Origin of the sequence: Mesorhizobium sp. M1A.F.Ca.IN.020.03.2.1 (assembly GCF_004023205.1) — a bacterium.
In the GTDB taxonomy this organism is placed as follows: domain Bacteria; phylum Pseudomonadota; class Alphaproteobacteria; order Rhizobiales; family Rhizobiaceae; genus Mesorhizobium.
In genome coordinates, this window is the sequence record NZ_RZSV01000121.1 from 1 (window position 1) to 16,523 (window position 16,523).

The window sequence follows — 16,523 nt, forward strand, 5'->3', positions numbered from 1 at the left end:
GTGTTGATCAGCGGGGCAGGTGCGGCCGAGGCCGGCGTGGTGCTGAACAGAGAAGCAAACAGCCCCTTCTTCGGCGCGGCGATCGGCTGCTGCTGGGGCTCGCCCGCTGTCACGTAGACGCCTTTGCTCATCGCCTGCACGGTCGCCTGCGCTTGCGATGCGACCGCGGCGGCATCGCCGGCAGCAACCTTGTTGGCGGCCGCTTTCGTCTCCTCTGCCGTCTGCTGCGGCTGTAGCAGCGGTTGCGGCGTGTTGCCGGCGATCGAGCCGGCGTCAGCAGGAACCGCTACCGCGGGGAAGGCTGCTCCGGGCCGGGTTTCCGGCACATAGGCGACTTTTTCAGGCAACGGTTTGTCGTCTTCGCCCATCACGGTCGATGCCGCCTCTGGGGATGCCGGGGAGGTCGACGCCGCCTGCGAGGTCGAATCGGCCGAGGCCGCGGACTGGGCGCTGGAAGCCGCGCTCATCTCTGTGGCGGTTGAATTGTAGGCGGGCGTGACGACCGACATCGTCGGGTCGCCGGTCGAGGTGCAGGAGGCCAGAAGCACGGATAAAAGCGCTGCCACGATGCTGCGGCTTTCCCTTCGTGCGAGGCGCCAACCTGCTGATTTCAAAATAAAATTCCCCCTCGGCATCCGGTCCGTACATCGTCGCCGCAGCACTCCAGTGCCTCTGGCGGCGACCTCCTGTTCCCGAACCGGAAACGGGATCTGTATCGATCTGCAAAGCCTCGGATTTATTGTTTGTCTGCAGGCGAGCTGAGGCTACGAAAACGATTAACAGCACCATTTCGCCCTGTTTGGGCGGCCCGTCAACTCACCAGACATTACAGCCGGTTACACACGCACCTTGACATAGGTGCCCGGCGCGTCCCCCAAGGTTTTCATACGCTTGCCGGGTTTGCGGGCGGGCACATGGATGTTGTCCTGGCTTTCGATCCAGTGCTGCCAGTGCGTCCACCATGAGCCGGCATGCTCGTGCGCGCCGGCGAACCAGGTGCTGAAATCCCCCACCGGCTTGCCGCCGGTCCAGTACTGGTACTTGTGCGCCGCCGGCGGATTGACGACGCCGGCGATGTGGCCGGAGCCCGCCATGACATATTCGACGTCGCCACCGAAATAGCGCGAGCCGAGGAACACCGAAAGCGCCGGCGCGATGTGGTCTTCCTTCGTGGCGAGGTTGTAGACAGGGATCGTGATGTCGGCCAGCGAGACGGTGCGGCCGGCAAGCTCCATCGTGCCGCGGGAGAGATTGTTCTCGAGATAGCAATTGCGCAGATAGAAGGAATGGTTGGCCGCCGCCATGCGGGTCGAATCGGCATTCCAGTAGAGCAGGTCGAAGGGCAGCGGGTCCTTGCCGCGCATATAGTTGTTGATGACATAAGGCCAGATCAGGTCGCCCGAGCGCAGCATGTTGAAGGCGGTCGCCATCTTGGTGCCGTCGAGATAGCCCTTTTCGCTCATCGATCGCTCGACCGCGGCAACCTGGTCCTCGTCGACGAAGACCTTGAGATCGCCGGCATAGGTGAAGTCGACCTGAGTGGTGAAGAAGGTCGCCGACCTGATGCGGTGGTCGCCTTCCTGCGCCAGCAGCGCGAGCGCCGCGGCCAATAGCGTGCCGCCGACGCAATAGCCGATGGCGTTGACCTCCTTCTCGCCGGTCGCCTTCTCGACCATGTCGAGGCCATATTGCAGGCCCTCGCGGATATAGGCCTCCCAGCCTTTGGCGCCGTGGCGCTCGTCCGGGTTGATCCAGGAGATGACGAAGACCGTGTGGCCCTGCTCGATTGCCCAGCGGATGAAGGATTTCTGCGGGTTGAGGTCGAGGATATAGTATTTATTGATCCACGGGGGGCAAATGAGCAGGGGGCGCTTCAGCACCGTCTCCGTCGTCGGATCGTATTGGATGATCTCGGCGACATCGCTGCGGCCAATGACCTTGCCGGGTGTCGTGGCAATGTTCTTGCCGATCTCGAACGGCGCGTAGTCCGCCTGGCGCAGCTTCAGGTCGCCCCTGCCGGCGGCGATGTCCTCGGCCAGCATCTTCATGCCGCGCACCAAATTCTCGCCGTTGGAGGCGACGGTCTCGCGGAACAGCTCGGGATTGGTCAGAATGAAATTCGACGGCGCGATGGCGTTGGAAACCTGCTTGACGTAGAAGCTCGCCTTGTGGCGGGTGTGCTCGTCCAGGCCCTCGGCATGATCGACGAGATCCGAGGCCCAGCGCGAGGTGACGAGATAGGCCTGTTTCAGGAAGTCGAAGAAGGCATTGCGGCCCCATTCCGGATCCTGGAAGCGCTTGTCGCCGCGCTCGGGCTTGACCGCGTCCTCGGGGGCTTCGGCGTTGGAGTTGGGGCTGACCTTCTGGATGGCGTTCGCCCAGACCGTCATGTAGCCCGCGAAAAGCCGCGTCTGGGCTTCAAGCGCGCGCTGCGGGTCGGCCAGCCAGTACTCCGAGAGCTTGGAGAAGGTCTTGACCATGTCGACCACGGGTTCGGCGACGTGGTCGCGCACCTCACCCTTTTCGCGCGGCTCGGCCCAGGCGGAGGCCGCCTTGCCGGCCTGCTCGATCATGCGCGCCATGTTCAACGCGAAGCGTTCGGGATCTTTCACCAGATATTGCTCGACGGTCGAAGGTCCGCCATTTTCCGCTTTGTCCGAATCGGGCGCTTTGGACATGGTTCGCGGGGTTCCTCCCGGAGCGTTTTCTTGACATATTACCATGGGACATCTGACCGGGTCCAACACGCTCTAACCCGGCTGCCAGGAAAACAATATGACGATTAATTTTGGCGGGACTTATTTTCTCGGCGCCGGTTCGATTTGCCGCATCGCCGCCGCAGCCGCGGTGCTGTGCACGCCGTTGCTCGCGGGCGGCTGCGAGACCAGCAGCAACGCCAGCAATGCAAGGCCGACCGCGGTGACCGAGGGGCCGAAGGACACCGGCTCCTATCCGAACCTCAACATTCCGCCGCCGGTAGCCGCCAAGCAGCTCACGAAGGAAGAGACTGCAGCCAAGCTTGCCCAGCTCAAGGCCGAGCAGCAGGCGCAGCTTGCCAAGGGCGGCGGCGCGAAGCCAGCCGCCAATACGGCAGCGCTGAACGCACTCGCCAGGACGCATGGCGACGACGCGCTGAAGCAGATCGAAGGCAAATGCGATCCCGCCCTCGACCCTAACTGCAATTAGGTCTATATCGCGCGCCGAAAAGCGCCCCCTTTGCTCGTCTGGAACTCCAATGGAAGAATTTCACAAGGTCCGCCGGCTTCCGCCTTACGTGTTCGAGCAGGTCAATCGGCTGAAGGCCAGCGCCCGCTCGCGCGGTGCCGACATCATCGACCTTGGCATGGGCAATCCGGACCTGCCGACGCCGAAGGCCATCGTCGACAAATTATGCGAAGTGGTGCGCGATCCACGCACGCATCGCTATTCGTCCTCGCGCGGCATTCCGGGCCTGCGCCGCGCCCAGGCGAACTACTATGCCCGCCGCTTCGGCGTGAAGCTCAATCCAGACACGCAAGTGGTGGCGACGCTCGGCTCGAAGGAGGGCTTTGCCAACATGGCGCAGGCGATCACCGCGCCCGGCGACGTCATCCTGTGCCCCAATCCGACCTACCCGATCCACGCCTTCGGCTTCATCATGTCGGGCGGCGTCATCCGGTCGCTGCAGGTGGAACCGGATGACGGCTTCATCCCGGCGGTCGAGCGCGGCATCCGCCACTCGATTCCGAGGCCGCTGGCGCTGATCCTCAACTATCCGTCGAACCCGACAGCGCTTGTCGCCTCGCTCGATTTCTACAAGGACGTGGTCGCCTTCGCGAAGAAGAACGACATCATCATCCTGTCGGACCTTGCCTATTCCGAGATCTATTTCGACGGCAATCCGCCGCCTTCGGTGCTCCAGGTTCCAGGGGCGATGGATGTCTGCGTCGAGTTCACCTCGATGTCGAAGACTTTTTCCATGCCCGGCTGGCGTATGGGCTTCGCGGTCGGCAACGAGCGGCTGATCGCGGCGCTGACGCGCGTCAAATCCTATCTCGACTACGGCGCCTTCACGCCGATCCAGGTCGCGGCGGCGCATGCGCTCAACGGCGACGGTGCCGACATCGCCGAGGTGCGCGAGATCTATCACAAGCGGCGCGATGTGATGGTCGATTCCTTCGGCCGTGCCGGCTGGACCATTCCGGCGCCGGCGGCCTCGATGTTCGCCTGGGCGCCGATTCCGGAACAGTTCCGCCAGCTCGGCTCGCTCGAATTCTCCAAGCTGCTCATCGAGCACGCCGACGTCGCGGTGGCGCCGGGCATCGGCTTCGGTGAGCATGGCGACGATTTTGTTCGTGTGGCGCTGGTCGAGAACGAGCACCGGATCCGCCAGGCGGCGCGCAACATCAAGCGCTTCCTGGCCTCGACCGCCAAGCAGCCCAACAATGTTGTGCCGCTCACCGCGCGCCGCTGAATTTACCGCACATCACACCGACCAATCTTTGAGGGGCGTCGCCGGACATGGCTGAAGCGTTGCGTGTTGGAATTGCCGGCCTTGGCACGGTGGGCGCCTCGGTGGCGCGCGTGCTCAACGACAAGGCCGCCGAGCTCACCCGCCAATGCGGTCGCGACATTGTCGTCGCAGCGGTTTCGGCGCGCGATCCGAAGCGGGACCGCGGTGTCGATCTGGGCGGCACCAAATGGTTCGACGATGCCGCGAAGATGGCCGAGAAGGCCGACATTGATGTCTTCGTCGAGCTGATCGGCGGCGACGAAGGGCCAGCGCGTGCATCGGTCAAGGCGGCGCTCGAGGCCGGCCGCCATGTCGTGACGGCCAACAAGGCGCTGTTGGCCAAGCACGGCGTGCAACTCGCCGAGGTCGCCGAGAAGAAGGGCGTGCTGCTCAACTACGAGGCTGCGGTGGCCGGCGGCATCCCGGTCATCAAGACGATGCGCGAGGCGATGGCCGGCAACCAGGTCACCCGCGTCTTCGGTATCCTCAACGGCACCTGCAACTACATTCTGACCCGCATGGAGGCCGAAGGCATCTCTTTCGATGCCTGCCTCAAGGACGCGCAGCGCCTCGGCTATGCCGAAGCGGACCCGACCTTCGACATCGAAGGCCATGACACGGCGCACAAGCTGTCGATCCTGACCAGCCTTGCGTTCGGCACGAAGATCGCCGCCAACGACATTTACATGGAGGGCATCTCCAACATCACCCAGGCCGACATTCGCGCCGCAGCCGAGCTCGGCTACCGCATCAAGCTGCTCGGCGTCGCGCAGCGCACCGACAGCGGCATCGAGCAGCGCGTGCATCCGACCATGGTGCCGACGGCCTCGGTCATCGCGCAGGTGCATGGCGTCACCAATGCCGTGGCGATCGAGACCGACATCCTGGGCGAGCTTTTGCTCTCCGGCCCCGGCGCCGGCGGCAATGCCACCGCCTCGGCGGTGGTCGGCGACATTGCCGATATCGCCAAGAGCCGGCCGGGCTTCCAGCACGGGCCGGTCTTCGGCTGGCCGGCGAAGGAATTGAAGCCCTACAGGAAAGCGCAGATGCGCAGCCATGCCGGCGGCTATTTCATCCGGCTGACCGTGCACGACCGCATCGGCGTCTTCGCGGCGATCGCCAAGCGCATGGCCGACAACGATATTTCACTGGAATCGATCGTCCAGCAGGCCGCCGGGCCGGCTACCGAAGCGCAGAAGACCGTCATCCTCGTCACCCACGAGACAACGGAAGCGGCGGTGCGCAAGGCGGTCGAAGGCGTCACCAAGGACGGCCATCTCACCGACAAGCCGCAGGTGATCCGTATCGAGCGGGCGGAATAGTTCGAGTGATACTTCACCTTTAATCGATTGATATTGCTGCCATTTCAAAAATTGAAACGGCAAGTCTTGCCGTTGTCATGGAGCTTTGCCAGAAGAAGCGCGCTTCTGGCGGGAGGCAAAGCGCAGTTTCAACGAGGAATGCCCATCCATGAACATGGCCCAAAACATCGCAGCCGGCCTCGATCGTATCCTAACCATGGAAGTGGTGCGTGTGACCGAAAGGGCCGCGGTCGCCGCTGCCAGGCTGCGCGGTCGCGGCGATGAGAAGGCGGCCGACCAGGTCGCGGTCGATGCGATGCGCCAGGAACTCAACCGGTTGGCCATCAAGGGTACCGTGGTCATCGGCGAGGGCGAGCGCGACGAGGCGCCGATGCTCTATATCGGCGAAGAGGTCGGCACCGGCAAAGGCCCGGCGGTCGACATCGCGCTCGATCCGCTCGAAGGCACGACGATCTGTGCCAAGAACCTTCCCAACGCGCTTGCCGTCATCGCCATCGCGGAAAAGGGCAGCCTGCTGTTCGCGCCCGACGTCTACATGGACAAGATCGCCATCGGGCCGGGATACCCGGACAGCCTGATCGACATCGACGCGCCGCCGGCCGAGAACATCGCCAATCTCGCCAAGGCCAAGGGCGTGGCGGTGCCCGACATCACCGCCTGCATCCTCGACCGGCCGCGCCATGCCAAGCTGATCGACGCGGTGCGGGCCACGGGCGCCGCCATCCGGCTGATCGGCGACGGCGACGTCGCCGGCGTCATCCACACCACCGATTCGGAAGAGACCGGCATCGACATCTATCTCGGCACCGGCGGCGCGCCGGAAGGGGTGCTGGCCGCGGCGGCGCTTCGCTGCACGGGCGGACAGATGCAGGGCCGGCTGATCCTCGACACGCCGGAGAAGATTGCACGGGCCGAAAAGATGGGCATTTCGGATCCGAAGCGGGTCTATCGCGCGCAGGACATGGCGCGCGGCGACGTGCTGTTCGCGGCGACCGGCGTCACCGACGGCAATCTGCTCGGCGGGGTGAAGTTCGGGCGCACCTTCATCACCACTCACACCATCGTGCTGCGCTCGTCCTCGCGCACAGTGCGCGAGATCAAGGCGCGCCATCAGGATCTGGAAAAGTTCTGATTTCGTCCTTGTAGACACTTTCGCGCAATTACGGTCGGAGCGCCCTTCCACAGTTTTCCGGGGTGGTTCGCTTTCCCGGAATTGCTAGGGCTGTCGCATCTTGATATCTGCCGAAGGATGGTGTGCAGACGGCGCGTCTCATGATGGGCGAGAGACGCTTCTTCCTCGATGTCAGGCAGTCGGCGACCGGTGTTTCCTGGGAGCACCGGCTGACCGAGCGGCAGGACATGGCCGCTTTGGCCATCGCGCAGGGTCATGGCGTGCCGGACATCGTCGCAAGGGTGCTGGCTGGGCGCGGCGTGACGGTCGAGCAGACCGAGCGCTTCCTCGATCCGACGATTCGCGAGCTTTTGCCGAACCCGGCCTCGCTGACCGACATGGAGAAGGCGGCGGCGCGCATCGCGGATGCGGTCGTGGCCGGCGAGAGGGTGGCGATCTTCGGCGACTACGATGTCGACGGCGCCGCGTCGTCGGCGCTGCTGAAGCGCTTTCTGGCGCATTTTTCGGTGCCGTCCGAGATCTATATCCCCGACCGCATCTTCGAAGGCTACGGCCCGAATCCGGAAGCTATGCGCGAGCTGATCTCGCGCGGCGCGAAGCTGATCGTCACCGTCGACTGCGGCACCAACAGCGCCGTGTCGATCGAGGCAGCGAAAGAAGCCGGCGCGGATGTCGTGGTGCTCGACCATCACCAGGTCGGCGGACCGCTGCCGGCGGCGGATGCGGTGGTCAATCCGAACCGGGAGGACGACCTTTCGGGGCAGGGGCATCTCTGCGCCGCCGGTGTGGTCTTCCTGTGCCTGGTGCAGACGGCGAAGGTGCTTCGCGAACGGTTACCAAACGTCGCGCCGGTCGATCTGCTTTCGCTGCTCGACCTCGCCGCGCTGGCGACCGTTTGCGACGTGGTGCCGCTCACCGGCGTCAACCGCGCTTTCGTAGTCAAGGGCCTGCAGGTGGCGCGCCAGCAGAAGAATGAGGGGCTGGCGGCGCTTGCGCGGGTCTCGCGCATCGGCGAGCCGATAAATACCTTCCATCTCGCCTATCTGATCGGGCCGCGCATCAATGCCGGCGGGCGCATCGGCGATGCCGCGCTCGGCAGCAGGCTGCTTGCCACCGAGGATCCCGTTGAAGCCGCAAGCATTGCCGAGACGCTCGACCGGCTGAACCAGGAACGGCAGCAGATGGAACTGGAGATGTTGGCGCAGGCGCGCGCCGAGACCGACGCGGAGCTTGCCGGCGGCACCGGCCCTGGCATCGTCGTGACCGCCAGCAACAGCTGGCATCCCGGCATCGTCGGGCTGCTGGCCTCGCGGCTCAAGGAACATGCGCGCCGTCCCGCTTTCGCCATCGCCTTCAATGCCAATGGGATCGGCACCGGCTCGGGGCGCTCGGTCTCCGGTTTCGATCTCGGCCGGCTGGTGCGCGAGGCGGCGCAGGCCGGCCTGATCGCCAAGGGCGGCGGTCACGGCATGGCGGCAGGCATCACCGTGGAACGTGCCAAGCTCGGCGCGCTTCGGGCTTTCTTCGAGGAGCGCGCTGCGGCGGATATGTTCCGGCTGCAGAGCGAGGAAAGCCTGGCGATTGACGGCGCCTTAGCCGCCGAGGGCGCGACGCTGGCGCTTCTCGACGAGCTGGAGAAAGCCGGCCCGTTCGGCGCCGGTCACATCGCGCCGGTGTTTGTGCTGCCGCGCCACAGACTTATCGATGCGCGGCCGATCGGCACCAACCACATCCGCGCCGACCTGCAGTCGCAAAGCGGCGGCAACCTCCAGGCGATCGCGTTCCGCGCCGTCGACACCGCGCTCGGCGAATTCCTGTTCAAGAACAGGGGCAAGACCGTGCACATAGCCGGTTCGCTGTCGGGCAATTACTGGAACGGCAACCGCTCAGTGCAATTCCGCATCACAGATGCCGCGATTGCTTGACTGACGCTTCGGATCAGGCGAGCACCGTCTGCAGCCGCCGCAATTCGCTGATCTGGGACATGGTCGCCTGATAGCCGATGCGGATCGCCTCGTCGGCGCGGTGGAACTCGGTCAGTCCGATATGGCTGAGCTTCGGCTGCAGCGACATGTCGGGCGGATCGCCGGCGAGCCTGGCGCGCGAAATCCGGTCCTGGATGATGTTGAAGGCCTCGACCATGACGCCGGTGATGCCGAGGCGGGTCTGGTGCGGCGGGTGCTGGGGATTGACCTGACCGGGACGCGGCGCGTCGTTCTCGATGACGAGTTCGCCCGCGCTGTGCTTGATCACCGCGGCACGCCCAAACAGATCGTAGTGGAGGTTGACGGCAACGACCAGCGGCTGCTCGTAAGCACGGCAGACCGAGACCGGCACCGGATTGACCAGCGCGCCGTCGACCAGCACGCGCCCGTTGCAGTTCACGGGCTCGAAGACGCCGGGCAACGCGTAGGACGCGCGCATGGCGGTGATGAGCGAACCTTTCGACAGCCAGATTTCGTGGCCGGTGCGGATTTCGGAAGCGACGGCGACGAAGGGCTTCGACAGTTCCTCAAAACGGATACCGTCGACATGTTCGCGCAGCCGCGCATCGAGCTTCATGCCGCCGAACAGGCCGCTGCCGCGCAGATTGAGATCGAGCAGTCCGAAGAGGCGCCGCTTGGTCAGGCTTCTGGCGAACTCTTCCAGTTCGTCCAATTTGCCGGCAAGATAGCAGCCGCCGACCAGCGCGCCGATCGACGTGCCTGCGATCATCGAAACTTCGATGCCCGCTTCGTCCAGCGCGCGCAGCACGCCGATATGGGCCCAGCCACGCGCACAGCCGCCGCCGAGCGCCAGCGAGATGCCCATCTTCTTCGCCGATTTCGGATCGAGCACGCCGCCGGACGATGCAAGGCCGTTGGCCTCCTGAACGTCAGGTCTGCTGCGCAATGACGCCCATTCGAGCATCATGATCTCCCTTGTCCCGTGTCCCTTCTATCACAAGGATGTTTGAGAATAGTGAATATGAGTGGTTTGTGAATATCGAATGGTTCACACCGGCTTCCGATACGTTTCTTGCGCATCGAACAGCGGCTTGCTGCCATCGTCGGCAAGCACCGCCTTGCCGTCGCTGAGCCCCACCGTCCGATAAAAGCAGGAACGCCTACCGGTGTGACAAGTTGCGTCCTGGCCCAATACTTTGACGCGCAACCAAATCGCGTCCTGGTCACAATCCGTGCGCATCTCGACGACGCGCTGGACGTTGCCCGACGTCTCGCCCTTTTTCCACAGCGCGTTGCGGGAACGCGACCAGTAGTGGGCGATGCCGGTTTCGAGCGTCAGCGCCAGCGCCTCGGCATTCATATGCGCGACCATCAAAACCATGCCGTCGCCGGCGTCGGTGACGACGACGGTCACGAGGCCGGCAGCATCGAAGCGCGGAGAAAGGACGGTGCCTTCCTCCAGCGCCTTCTTGTCTGCCGGGGCTTTGGGAAATTGCAGTGCCGACATTGCCGGTTCGTCTTTTTGTTGGACCATGATCTTATCCGAAAACCGGGTCCCGCTTTTCGGGACCATGGTCTGAAGGCCGGCAGCCGGCGATCAGGCACGCACCATGGTGACGAAGCGCACCTGTTCCTCGGGCGTGTCCTTGAAGACGCCGGTGAAGGTAGAGGTGAGCGTGGTCGAGTCCTGCTTGCGGATGCCGCGCATGGCCATGCACATATGCTCGGCCTCGATCATGACGGCGACGCCGCGCGGGTTGAGCACGTCCTGGATGACGCCTGCGATCTGCGCCGTCATCGCTTCCTGCGTCTGCAGGCGATGGGCGAAGATGTCGACGACGCGCGCGATCTTGGACAGACCCACGACCTTGCCGTCCGGCAGGTAGCCGACATGCGCCTTGCCGATGATCGGCACCATGTGGTGCTCGCAATGGGAGTGGAACTTGATGTCCCTGACGATGACGAGATCGTCATAGCCGGCCACTTCCTCGAAAGTGCGGCCAAGCTCCTCCGCCGGGCACATGTCATAGCCGTTGAACATCTCGCGAAAAGCCTTGGTAACGCGCTTCGGCGTGTCGACCAGGCCCTCGCGATCAGGGTTGTCGCCGGTCCAGCGCAAAAGCGTGCGCACGGCGGCTTCGACCTCGGCCTCGCTTGGGCGATCGGTGACAGGCTTCTCCATATAGGAGGAAGGGGGCATGAGTTTCTTGATGACGGCATCCATAAAGGCGTCTCCCGTAGTCCCACTCAGAGGTGGGACGAGTTGAACGGACCACGACCTTTCGGGTGAAACTCGCCCGGTTTCCAGCCCGTAAGCGGCGTGAACAGATGAGCAATGACAATGGCTTGAGTTTGCCTTGTCGATGCCCGGCTGCCATCATTATATATGGTCGTGCACAGCGAAAGGAAGACGCAACAGCGGCAAAGCCTGTTCGCTTGGCGGCGACGGATTGGAAAAATATGATCGACGACGTCTACAATGCGAAAATCCTGAGCTTCGCCGGAAACATCGCCAAGATCGGCCGGCTCGACCACCCCGATGCGACCGCCAGAGCGCACTCCAAACTGTGCGGCTCGACCGTCACAGTCGACCTCAAAATGGATGGCGACGTGGTGACCGATTTCGCTCATGACGTGAAGGCCTGCGCGCTTGGTCAGGCATCCTCCTCGATCATGGCCCAGCATGTCATCGGCGCGAACGCCGATGAGCTGCGCGCCGTGCGCGAGACCATGCTGAAGATGCTCAAGGAAAACGGCGCGCCGCCGGAAGGCCGGTTCGCCGATCTGAAATATTTGGAGCCGGTGCGCGACTACAAGGCACGTCACGCCTCGACCATGCTGACCTTCGATGCGGTGGTCGACGCGATCGGCCAGATCGAGAAGAAGCGCGCCGGAGAGGCTGCTTGAGGGCGATCTCCTGGGCTGCTTGCCCGGTTATGGCGAACTCGCTTCGTTTCCCCGCACGCTGAGTGGACCGGCAAGCCACCCCGTGCGGCACTCCAGGCGATGAGCGATAAAAGGTCGTTGCGTTCCCGGCTCGAAGCCCACATCTAACGCACAAGGAAGCTGGCTGAGGAGAAGTGCGGATGGGAGACCATTCAGGACATATCCATGGTGTCCGGCCGGTCCGGCATGGGCGAAACTGGCAGGGACCCTGGCGCAAGACGCCGGGCCGCGTCCTCGGCACGTCGCTCGTGCGCCTCTACCAGTTGACGCTTTCCGGCTTCGTCGGCAATAGCTGCCGGCATCTGCCGACCTGTTCCGAATACGCGCATGAGGCAATCGCCCGCCATGGATTGTGGACCGGGGGCTGGCTGGCGCTGTTCCGGGTCTCGCGTTGCGGGCCGTTCGGGACGCATGGCATCGACCGCGTGCCGGAGACGCTTGCGCCGCGCTATGTCTGGTTCATGCCGTGGCACTATTGGCAGATCGGCAGGAAGCGCGATGACGCAGATGGCTGACTGCGGCAGCGTTTCGCAGCCCGTGTTTACGATCCGGTAGGGTTAACGTCAGCCTGCACAAACACTGCCAATTTGAGACAAAATCGAGACAAGACGCCTCGCTAAGCCGCTCCGCGTAATCCCTTTCCCGGAGTGAGCTTCGATGCGCCATATGGACCGCTATCCCTTCTTCATTGCCATTATTCTGTTCCTGCTGGCCTGGATTCTCGGCCTGCCGATGCGGGCGCAGTCGGCGCCGCTCAAGGACATCCACTGCATTTTGGTCGAGGATTCGGGGAGCGGCGTGACGCTTTACCAGGAGGGCGTCTGCGACCAGCGCGCGAGCCCGGCTTCGATCTTGCCGAAGGGGCTGACGCGGGCGGCTTTCCTGAAGGATCTTCCGGGGCTCATCAAATAGAACGGCTTGCGGCTTTACGGCGGCGGAAACTCCTCATAAAAGACTGCCGCCCGCCAGCGTCCAAGTGATTGGCGCCTCCGGCCAACCCTGCATGCTCCAGCACATTCCTGCGACATGCATTCACCACCCGCGCTCGTTTGCGGGACTGGATAGGACAACTCTGATGATGCTGAATTCCGTCTCCCTGACATTTCCCGATGGTTCCGTCCGCGAGTACGACGCCGCGATGACCGGCGCCGCCCTTGCCGAATCGATCTCCAAATCGCTGGCGAAAAAGGCTGTTGCCTATAGCCTCGACGGCACCGTCCGCGATCTTTCCGATCCGCTCGGCGGGTCCGGCAAGGTCGAGATCATCACCCGCGAGGATCCGCGCGCGCTGGAACTCATCCGCCACGACGCGGCGCACGTGCTGGCCGAGGCGGTGCAGGAACTTTGGCCGGGAACGCAGGTGACCATCGGGCCGGTGATCGAGAACGGGTTCTATTACGACTTCGCGCGCAACGAGCCGTTCACCCCGGACGATTTCCCGGTGATCGAGAAGAAGATGCGCGAGATCATCGCCCGCAACAGGCCGTTCACCAAGGAAGTGTGGTCGCGCGAGAAGGCGAAGAAGGTCTTTGCCGACAAGGGCGAGCGCTACAAGGTCGAGCTGATCGACACTATCCCCGAGGATCAGGATATCAAGATCTACGCGCAGGGCGACTGGTTCGATCTCTGCCGCGGTCCGCACATGGCTTCGACCGGGCAGATCGGCAACGCCTTCAAGTTGATGAAGGTGGCGGGCGCCTATTGGCGCGGCGATTCCAACAACCCGATGCTGACGCGCATCTACGGCATCGCCTTTGCCGACCAGGCGCAGCTCGAGGCATACCAGATGCTGCTGGAGGAAGCCGAGAAGCGCGATCATCGCAAGCTCGGCCGCGAGATGGATCTGTTCCATTTTCAGGAGGAGGGACCGGGCGTCGTCTTCTGGCACGCCAAGGGCTGGAAGATGTTCCAGAACCTGGTCAACTACATGCGCCGCCGCCTCGACGAGCACGGCTACCAGGAAGTCAACGCGCCGCAGGTGCTGGACAAGAGCCTGTGGGAGACGTCCGGCCACTGGGGCTGGTATCGCGACGCGATGTTCAAGGTGACCGTCGCCGGTGACGACACCGACGACGACCGCGTCTTCGCGCTGAAGCCGATGAACTGCCCCGGCCATGTGCAGATCTTCAAGCATGGGTTGAAGTCTTACCGCGAACTGCCCGTAAAGCTTGCGGAGTTCGGCAATGTGCATCGCTACGAACCGTCGGGCGCACTGCATGGGCTGATGCGTGTGCGCGGCTTCACGCAGGACGATGCGCATATCTTCTGCACGGAGGAGCAACTCGCCGCGGAATGCCTGCGCATCAACGATCTGATCCTGTCGACCTATGCCGATTTCGGCTTCGAGGAGGTCGCGGTGAAGCTGTCGACGCGGCCCGACAAGCGGGTCGGCACAGACGAGGCCTGGGACCATGCCGAGGCGATCATGAGCAATGTGCTGGAGACGATCCGCACGCGCTCCGGCAATCGCATCAAGACCTCGGTCAATCCGGGCGAGGGCGCCTTCTACGGGCCGAAGTTCGAATATGTGCTGAAGGACGCCATCGGCCGCGAATGGCAGTGCGGCACCACGCAGGTCGACTTCAACCTGCCGGAACGCTTCGGCGCCTTCTATATCGGCTCGGATTCGGAGAAGAAGCAGCCGGTGATGGTGCATCGCGCGGTGTGCGGCTCGATGGAACGCTTCCTCGGCATCCTGATCGAGAACTATTCCGGCCAATTCCCGCTGTGGTTCGCGCCGCTGCAGGTGGTGGTGGCGACGATCACCTCAGACGCGGATGAGTATGCAATGAAGGTGGTCGAGCGGCTGAAGGCTGCGGGGCTGCTCGCCGAAACCGATCTGCGCAACGAGAAGATCAACTACAAGGTGCGCGAGCACAGCCTGGCCAAGGTTCCGGTCATTCTCGTTTGCGGCAAGCGGGAGGCGGAAGAGGAAACCGTCAATGTCCGCCGTCTCGGCTCCCGCGACCAGGAATCGCTGAAGCTCGGCGACGCCGTGAAATTGCTGGCGGACGAGGCCGTCTCTCCGGACCGCAAGCGCCGCGCGGCCTAAAATCGTTAATCTCCAATCGCTTCTCGAATGGCGGTGACACATAGTCCACCGCCATCTTCACACGCCTGTCACGCCAACCTTGTAACCGAGCCGCCATGCTCAAGCTGAAACCGCGGGAAAGGTTCCCGAGCTCTCCTACGCCAACCGGCATCAGCCGGCGCTGACGCGGTGGTTCATCCATTCCGTCGAAGGCCTGTCGGGCCGCGACCGCTTTGCCGTGCTCTACGACTTGTGGCGGCGCCAGGTCGCTCCAACGGGCGACCGTGTGTTCAGCCGCATGCTGGACTTGATCGACGTCAGGGTGCACCACGCCGGCCGTTGGCCGCCGGCGAATGTGCCGGATAGTCCGCTGGTGATCGTCGCCAACCATCCCTTCGGCATCGGTGACGGCATTGCAGTGCTGTCGCTCGCCGAGCAGCTCGGCCGTCCGTTCCGGGTCATGATCCACAAGGATCTGCTCAGGATCCGCGAGATGGAAGCCTATTCGCTGCCGATCGATTTTTCCGAGACCAAGGAAGCGCTGAAGAACAACATGGCCGTGCGCCACGAGGCGGTGCGGCTGTTGAAGGCAGGCGTCACCATCGTCGTTTTTCCGGCCGGCGGCGTCGCCACGGCGCCGAAGGGGTTCGGCCGGGCGATCGACCTGCCGTGGAAGATGTTTCCGGCCAAGCTCATCCAGGAGGCCAAGGCCTCGGTCATCCCTTTGCATTTCTCCGGCCAGAACGGCCGTCTGTTCCATCTCGTCAGTGGGCCGATGAACATGGCCGAGCGCGACAACCGCGTGGCGAAATTCGTCGGCAAGGCGTCGCTGACGCTGCGCACCTCCCTATTAATCCGCGAATTCGCCCGGCTGTCGGGCAAGGCGATCGAGGTGCGCATCGGCGATGTGCTGAAGTGGAGCGAGCTCGAACCGTTGCGCGACCGCAAGGCGCTGCTCGACAGGCTCTACCAAGCGGTTTTCGATCTCGCTCCGGCGGCGGCGCGGCGCGGACGCACGCCGTTTCTAACCAAGCGGATGCGCAAAGCCGCCTGAGCAGCTTAGTCCGCGCCCTCCTCGGGATCGATGGCGGACGATTCGTTGGCCACGACCTCGATTTCCTGGTTCTGGCCGGCCATGACGGTGAAATCCTTCTGGTAGATGCGGTCGCGGTTCTTGGCGATGATGGTGTATTGGCCTTCGGCCAGCACCATCGAGGCGAAGGCGCCGACGGCTTCCTTGATCGGATCGCCGGATTCATTGAGCAGCGACCAGGAGGTGTCGGCAATGGCTTCGCCGCCGGGCTCGCGCACCAGCTTCATCGTCATCTCGGCCGCGCGGTGCTCGACGGTGGCCTCGGTCAGCTTGCCGGCCTCGACGCGGATATCGGAGCGGATCACGGCGTTGACCGCGCCATAGGTGGAGACGACATGGTAGGTGCCTGCATTCAGCCGCACCACCGTGTTCGGCTCGACATCGGGGGCGATCAGCGCGCGGTCGCCATTGGTCTCAGCCTGGCCCTCATAGATCGCGAAGCGGAGCTTCTTTGGCGCGATGTGCGCGCCGCCGGACGTCACCGCATCGAGCTTCAAGCCGCCGGCATCGAGAACGAGGCTCTCTCGCTTTGCGTCCTTGCCGACGGTGATGCGCTTGGTG

General features: G+C 63.7%; 12 protein-coding genes and 4 pseudogenes. 10 read left to right on the forward strand and 6 right to left on the reverse strand.

Going from position 1 to position 16,523, the window contains the following annotated elements; all coding sequences use genetic code 11:
- Both EOA79_RS19130 and phaC read right to left on the reverse strand, forming a co-directional pair.
- Window positions 1-566: pseudogene (locus tag EOA79_RS19130) on the reverse strand (peptidase M15A); the annotation flags it as partial.
- A gap of 270 nt (window positions 567-836) precedes the next feature.
- Window positions 837-2,678 (reverse strand): class I poly(R)-hydroxyalkanoic acid synthase, encoded by a 1,842-nt coding sequence (phaC, locus tag EOA79_RS19135; protein WP_095826123.1) that lies wholly within the window; start codon window positions 2,676-2,678, stop codon window positions 837-839.
- A 97-nt stretch (window positions 2,679-2,775) separates the two neighbouring features.
- Here phaC and EOA79_RS19140 point away from each other — a divergent pair, with 97 nt between their 5' ends.
- The 5 genes from EOA79_RS19140 (at window position 2,776) to recJ (ending at window position 8,871) form a co-directional block, all read left to right on the forward strand.
- Window positions 2,776-3,186 carry a hypothetical protein gene (locus EOA79_RS19140; RefSeq protein WP_164748201.1) on the forward strand — a complete coding sequence of 137 codons (411 nt, stop codon included), beginning with the start codon at window positions 2,776-2,778 and terminating at the stop codon, window positions 3,184-3,186.
- 49 nt (window positions 3,187-3,235) lie between these two features.
- Window positions 3,236-4,453, forward strand: a complete 1,218-nt coding sequence (locus EOA79_RS19145; RefSeq protein ID WP_095779221.1) for an LL-diaminopimelate aminotransferase — start codon at window positions 3,236-3,238, stop codon at window positions 4,451-4,453.
- Window positions 4,454-4,500: 47 nt separating this feature from the next.
- Window positions 4,501-5,814: a homoserine dehydrogenase gene (locus EOA79_RS19150; protein WP_095779222.1), complete on the forward strand. Its 1,314-nt coding sequence runs from the start codon at window positions 4,501-4,503 to the stop codon at window positions 5,812-5,814.
- A gap of 148 nt (window positions 5,815-5,962) precedes the next feature.
- The gene (glpX, locus tag EOA79_RS19155; protein WP_095826122.1) at window positions 5,963-6,946 is read left to right on the forward strand and encodes a class II fructose-bisphosphatase; all 984 of its coding nucleotides are present in this window, start codon (window positions 5,963-5,965) and stop codon (window positions 6,944-6,946) included.
- A 140-nt stretch (window positions 6,947-7,086) separates the two neighbouring features.
- A complete protein-coding gene (recJ, locus tag EOA79_RS19160) occupies window positions 7,087-8,871 on the forward strand; it encodes a single-stranded-DNA-specific exonuclease RecJ (protein ID WP_095826121.1) in 1,785 nt (594 codons plus the stop codon).
- 13 nt (window positions 8,872-8,884) lie between these two features.
- Here recJ and EOA79_RS19165 read toward each other — a convergent pair whose 3' ends face one another.
- From EOA79_RS19165 to folE, 3 genes are all read right to left on the reverse strand, one after another.
- Window positions 8,885-9,856 carry a patatin family protein gene (locus EOA79_RS19165; RefSeq protein ID WP_067000906.1) on the reverse strand — a complete coding sequence of 324 codons (972 nt, stop codon included), beginning with the start codon at window positions 9,854-9,856 and terminating at the stop codon, window positions 8,885-8,887.
- An 84-nt stretch (window positions 9,857-9,940) separates the two neighbouring features.
- Window positions 9,941-10,399, reverse strand: a complete 459-nt coding sequence (hisI, locus tag EOA79_RS19170) for a phosphoribosyl-AMP cyclohydrolase (RefSeq protein WP_095826135.1) — start codon at window positions 10,397-10,399, stop codon at window positions 9,941-9,943.
- A 90-nt stretch (window positions 10,400-10,489) separates the two neighbouring features.
- Complete coding sequence (gene folE / locus EOA79_RS19175) at window positions 10,490-11,116, reverse strand: GTP cyclohydrolase I FolE (RefSeq protein WP_067328045.1); 627 nt, start codon at window positions 11,114-11,116, stop codon at window positions 10,490-10,492.
- A gap of 236 nt (window positions 11,117-11,352) precedes the next feature.
- Between folE and EOA79_RS19180 the strand changes: the two genes are divergently transcribed.
- The 5 genes and pseudogenes from EOA79_RS19180 (at window position 11,353) to EOA79_RS19200 (ending at window position 15,923) form a co-directional block, all read left to right on the forward strand.
- The gene (locus EOA79_RS19180; RefSeq protein ID WP_067328046.1) at window positions 11,353-11,799 is read left to right on the forward strand and encodes an iron-sulfur cluster assembly scaffold protein; all 447 of its coding nucleotides are present in this window, start codon (window positions 11,353-11,355) and stop codon (window positions 11,797-11,799) included.
- Between the two features lie 179 nt (window positions 11,800-11,978).
- Window positions 11,979-12,353, forward strand: coding sequence for a membrane protein insertion efficiency factor YidD (gene yidD, locus EOA79_RS19185; protein WP_095826120.1), 375 nt, complete (start codon window positions 11,979-11,981; stop codon window positions 12,351-12,353).
- 142 nt (window positions 12,354-12,495) lie between these two features.
- Window positions 12,496-12,687, forward strand: a pseudogene (locus tag EOA79_RS19190) (class D beta-lactamase); the annotation flags it as partial.
- A 229-nt stretch (window positions 12,688-12,916) separates the two neighbouring features.
- A complete protein-coding gene (gene thrS, locus EOA79_RS19195) occupies window positions 12,917-14,890 on the forward strand; it encodes a threonine--tRNA ligase (RefSeq protein ID WP_127334975.1) in 1,974 nt (657 codons plus the stop codon).
- Window positions 14,891-14,985: 95 nt separating this feature from the next.
- A pseudogene (locus EOA79_RS19200) lies at window positions 14,986-15,923 on the forward strand (lysophospholipid acyltransferase family protein).
- Window positions 15,924-15,928: 5 nt separating this feature from the next.
- Here EOA79_RS19200 and EOA79_RS19205 read toward each other — a convergent pair.
- A pseudogene (locus EOA79_RS19205) lies at window positions 15,929-16,523 on the reverse strand (hypothetical protein); the annotation flags it as partial.

Coding starts and splice junctions, on each gene's coding strand:
- phaC (WP_095826123.1), bottom strand. CDS start 2,678: ATGTCCAAAGCGCCCGATTCGGACAAAGCGGAAAATGGCGGACCTTCG.
- EOA79_RS19140 (WP_164748201.1), top strand. CDS start 2,776: ATGACGATTAATTTTGGCGGGACTTATTTTCTCGGCGCCGGTTCGATT.
- EOA79_RS19145 (WP_095779221.1), top strand. CDS start 3,236: ATGGAAGAATTTCACAAGGTCCGCCGGCTTCCGCCTTACGTGTTCGAG.
- EOA79_RS19150 (WP_095779222.1), top strand. CDS start 4,501: ATGGCTGAAGCGTTGCGTGTTGGAATTGCCGGCCTTGGCACGGTGGGC.
- glpX (WP_095826122.1), top strand. CDS start 5,963: ATGAACATGGCCCAAAACATCGCAGCCGGCCTCGATCGTATCCTAACC.
- recJ (WP_095826121.1), top strand. CDS start 7,087: ATGATGGGCGAGAGACGCTTCTTCCTCGATGTCAGGCAGTCGGCGACC.
- EOA79_RS19165 (WP_067000906.1), bottom strand. CDS start 9,856: ATGCTCGAATGGGCGTCATTGCGCAGCAGACCTGACGTTCAGGAGGCC.
- hisI (WP_095826135.1), bottom strand. CDS start 10,399: ATGTCGGCACTGCAATTTCCCAAAGCCCCGGCAGACAAGAAGGCGCTG.
- folE (WP_067328045.1), bottom strand. CDS start 11,116: ATGGATGCCGTCATCAAGAAACTCATGCCCCCTTCCTCCTATATGGAG.
- EOA79_RS19180 (WP_067328046.1), top strand. CDS start 11,353: ATGATCGACGACGTCTACAATGCGAAAATCCTGAGCTTCGCCGGAAAC.
- yidD (WP_095826120.1), top strand. CDS start 11,979: ATGGGAGACCATTCAGGACATATCCATGGTGTCCGGCCGGTCCGGCAT.
- thrS (WP_127334975.1), top strand. CDS start 12,917: ATGCTGAATTCCGTCTCCCTGACATTTCCCGATGGTTCCGTCCGCGAG.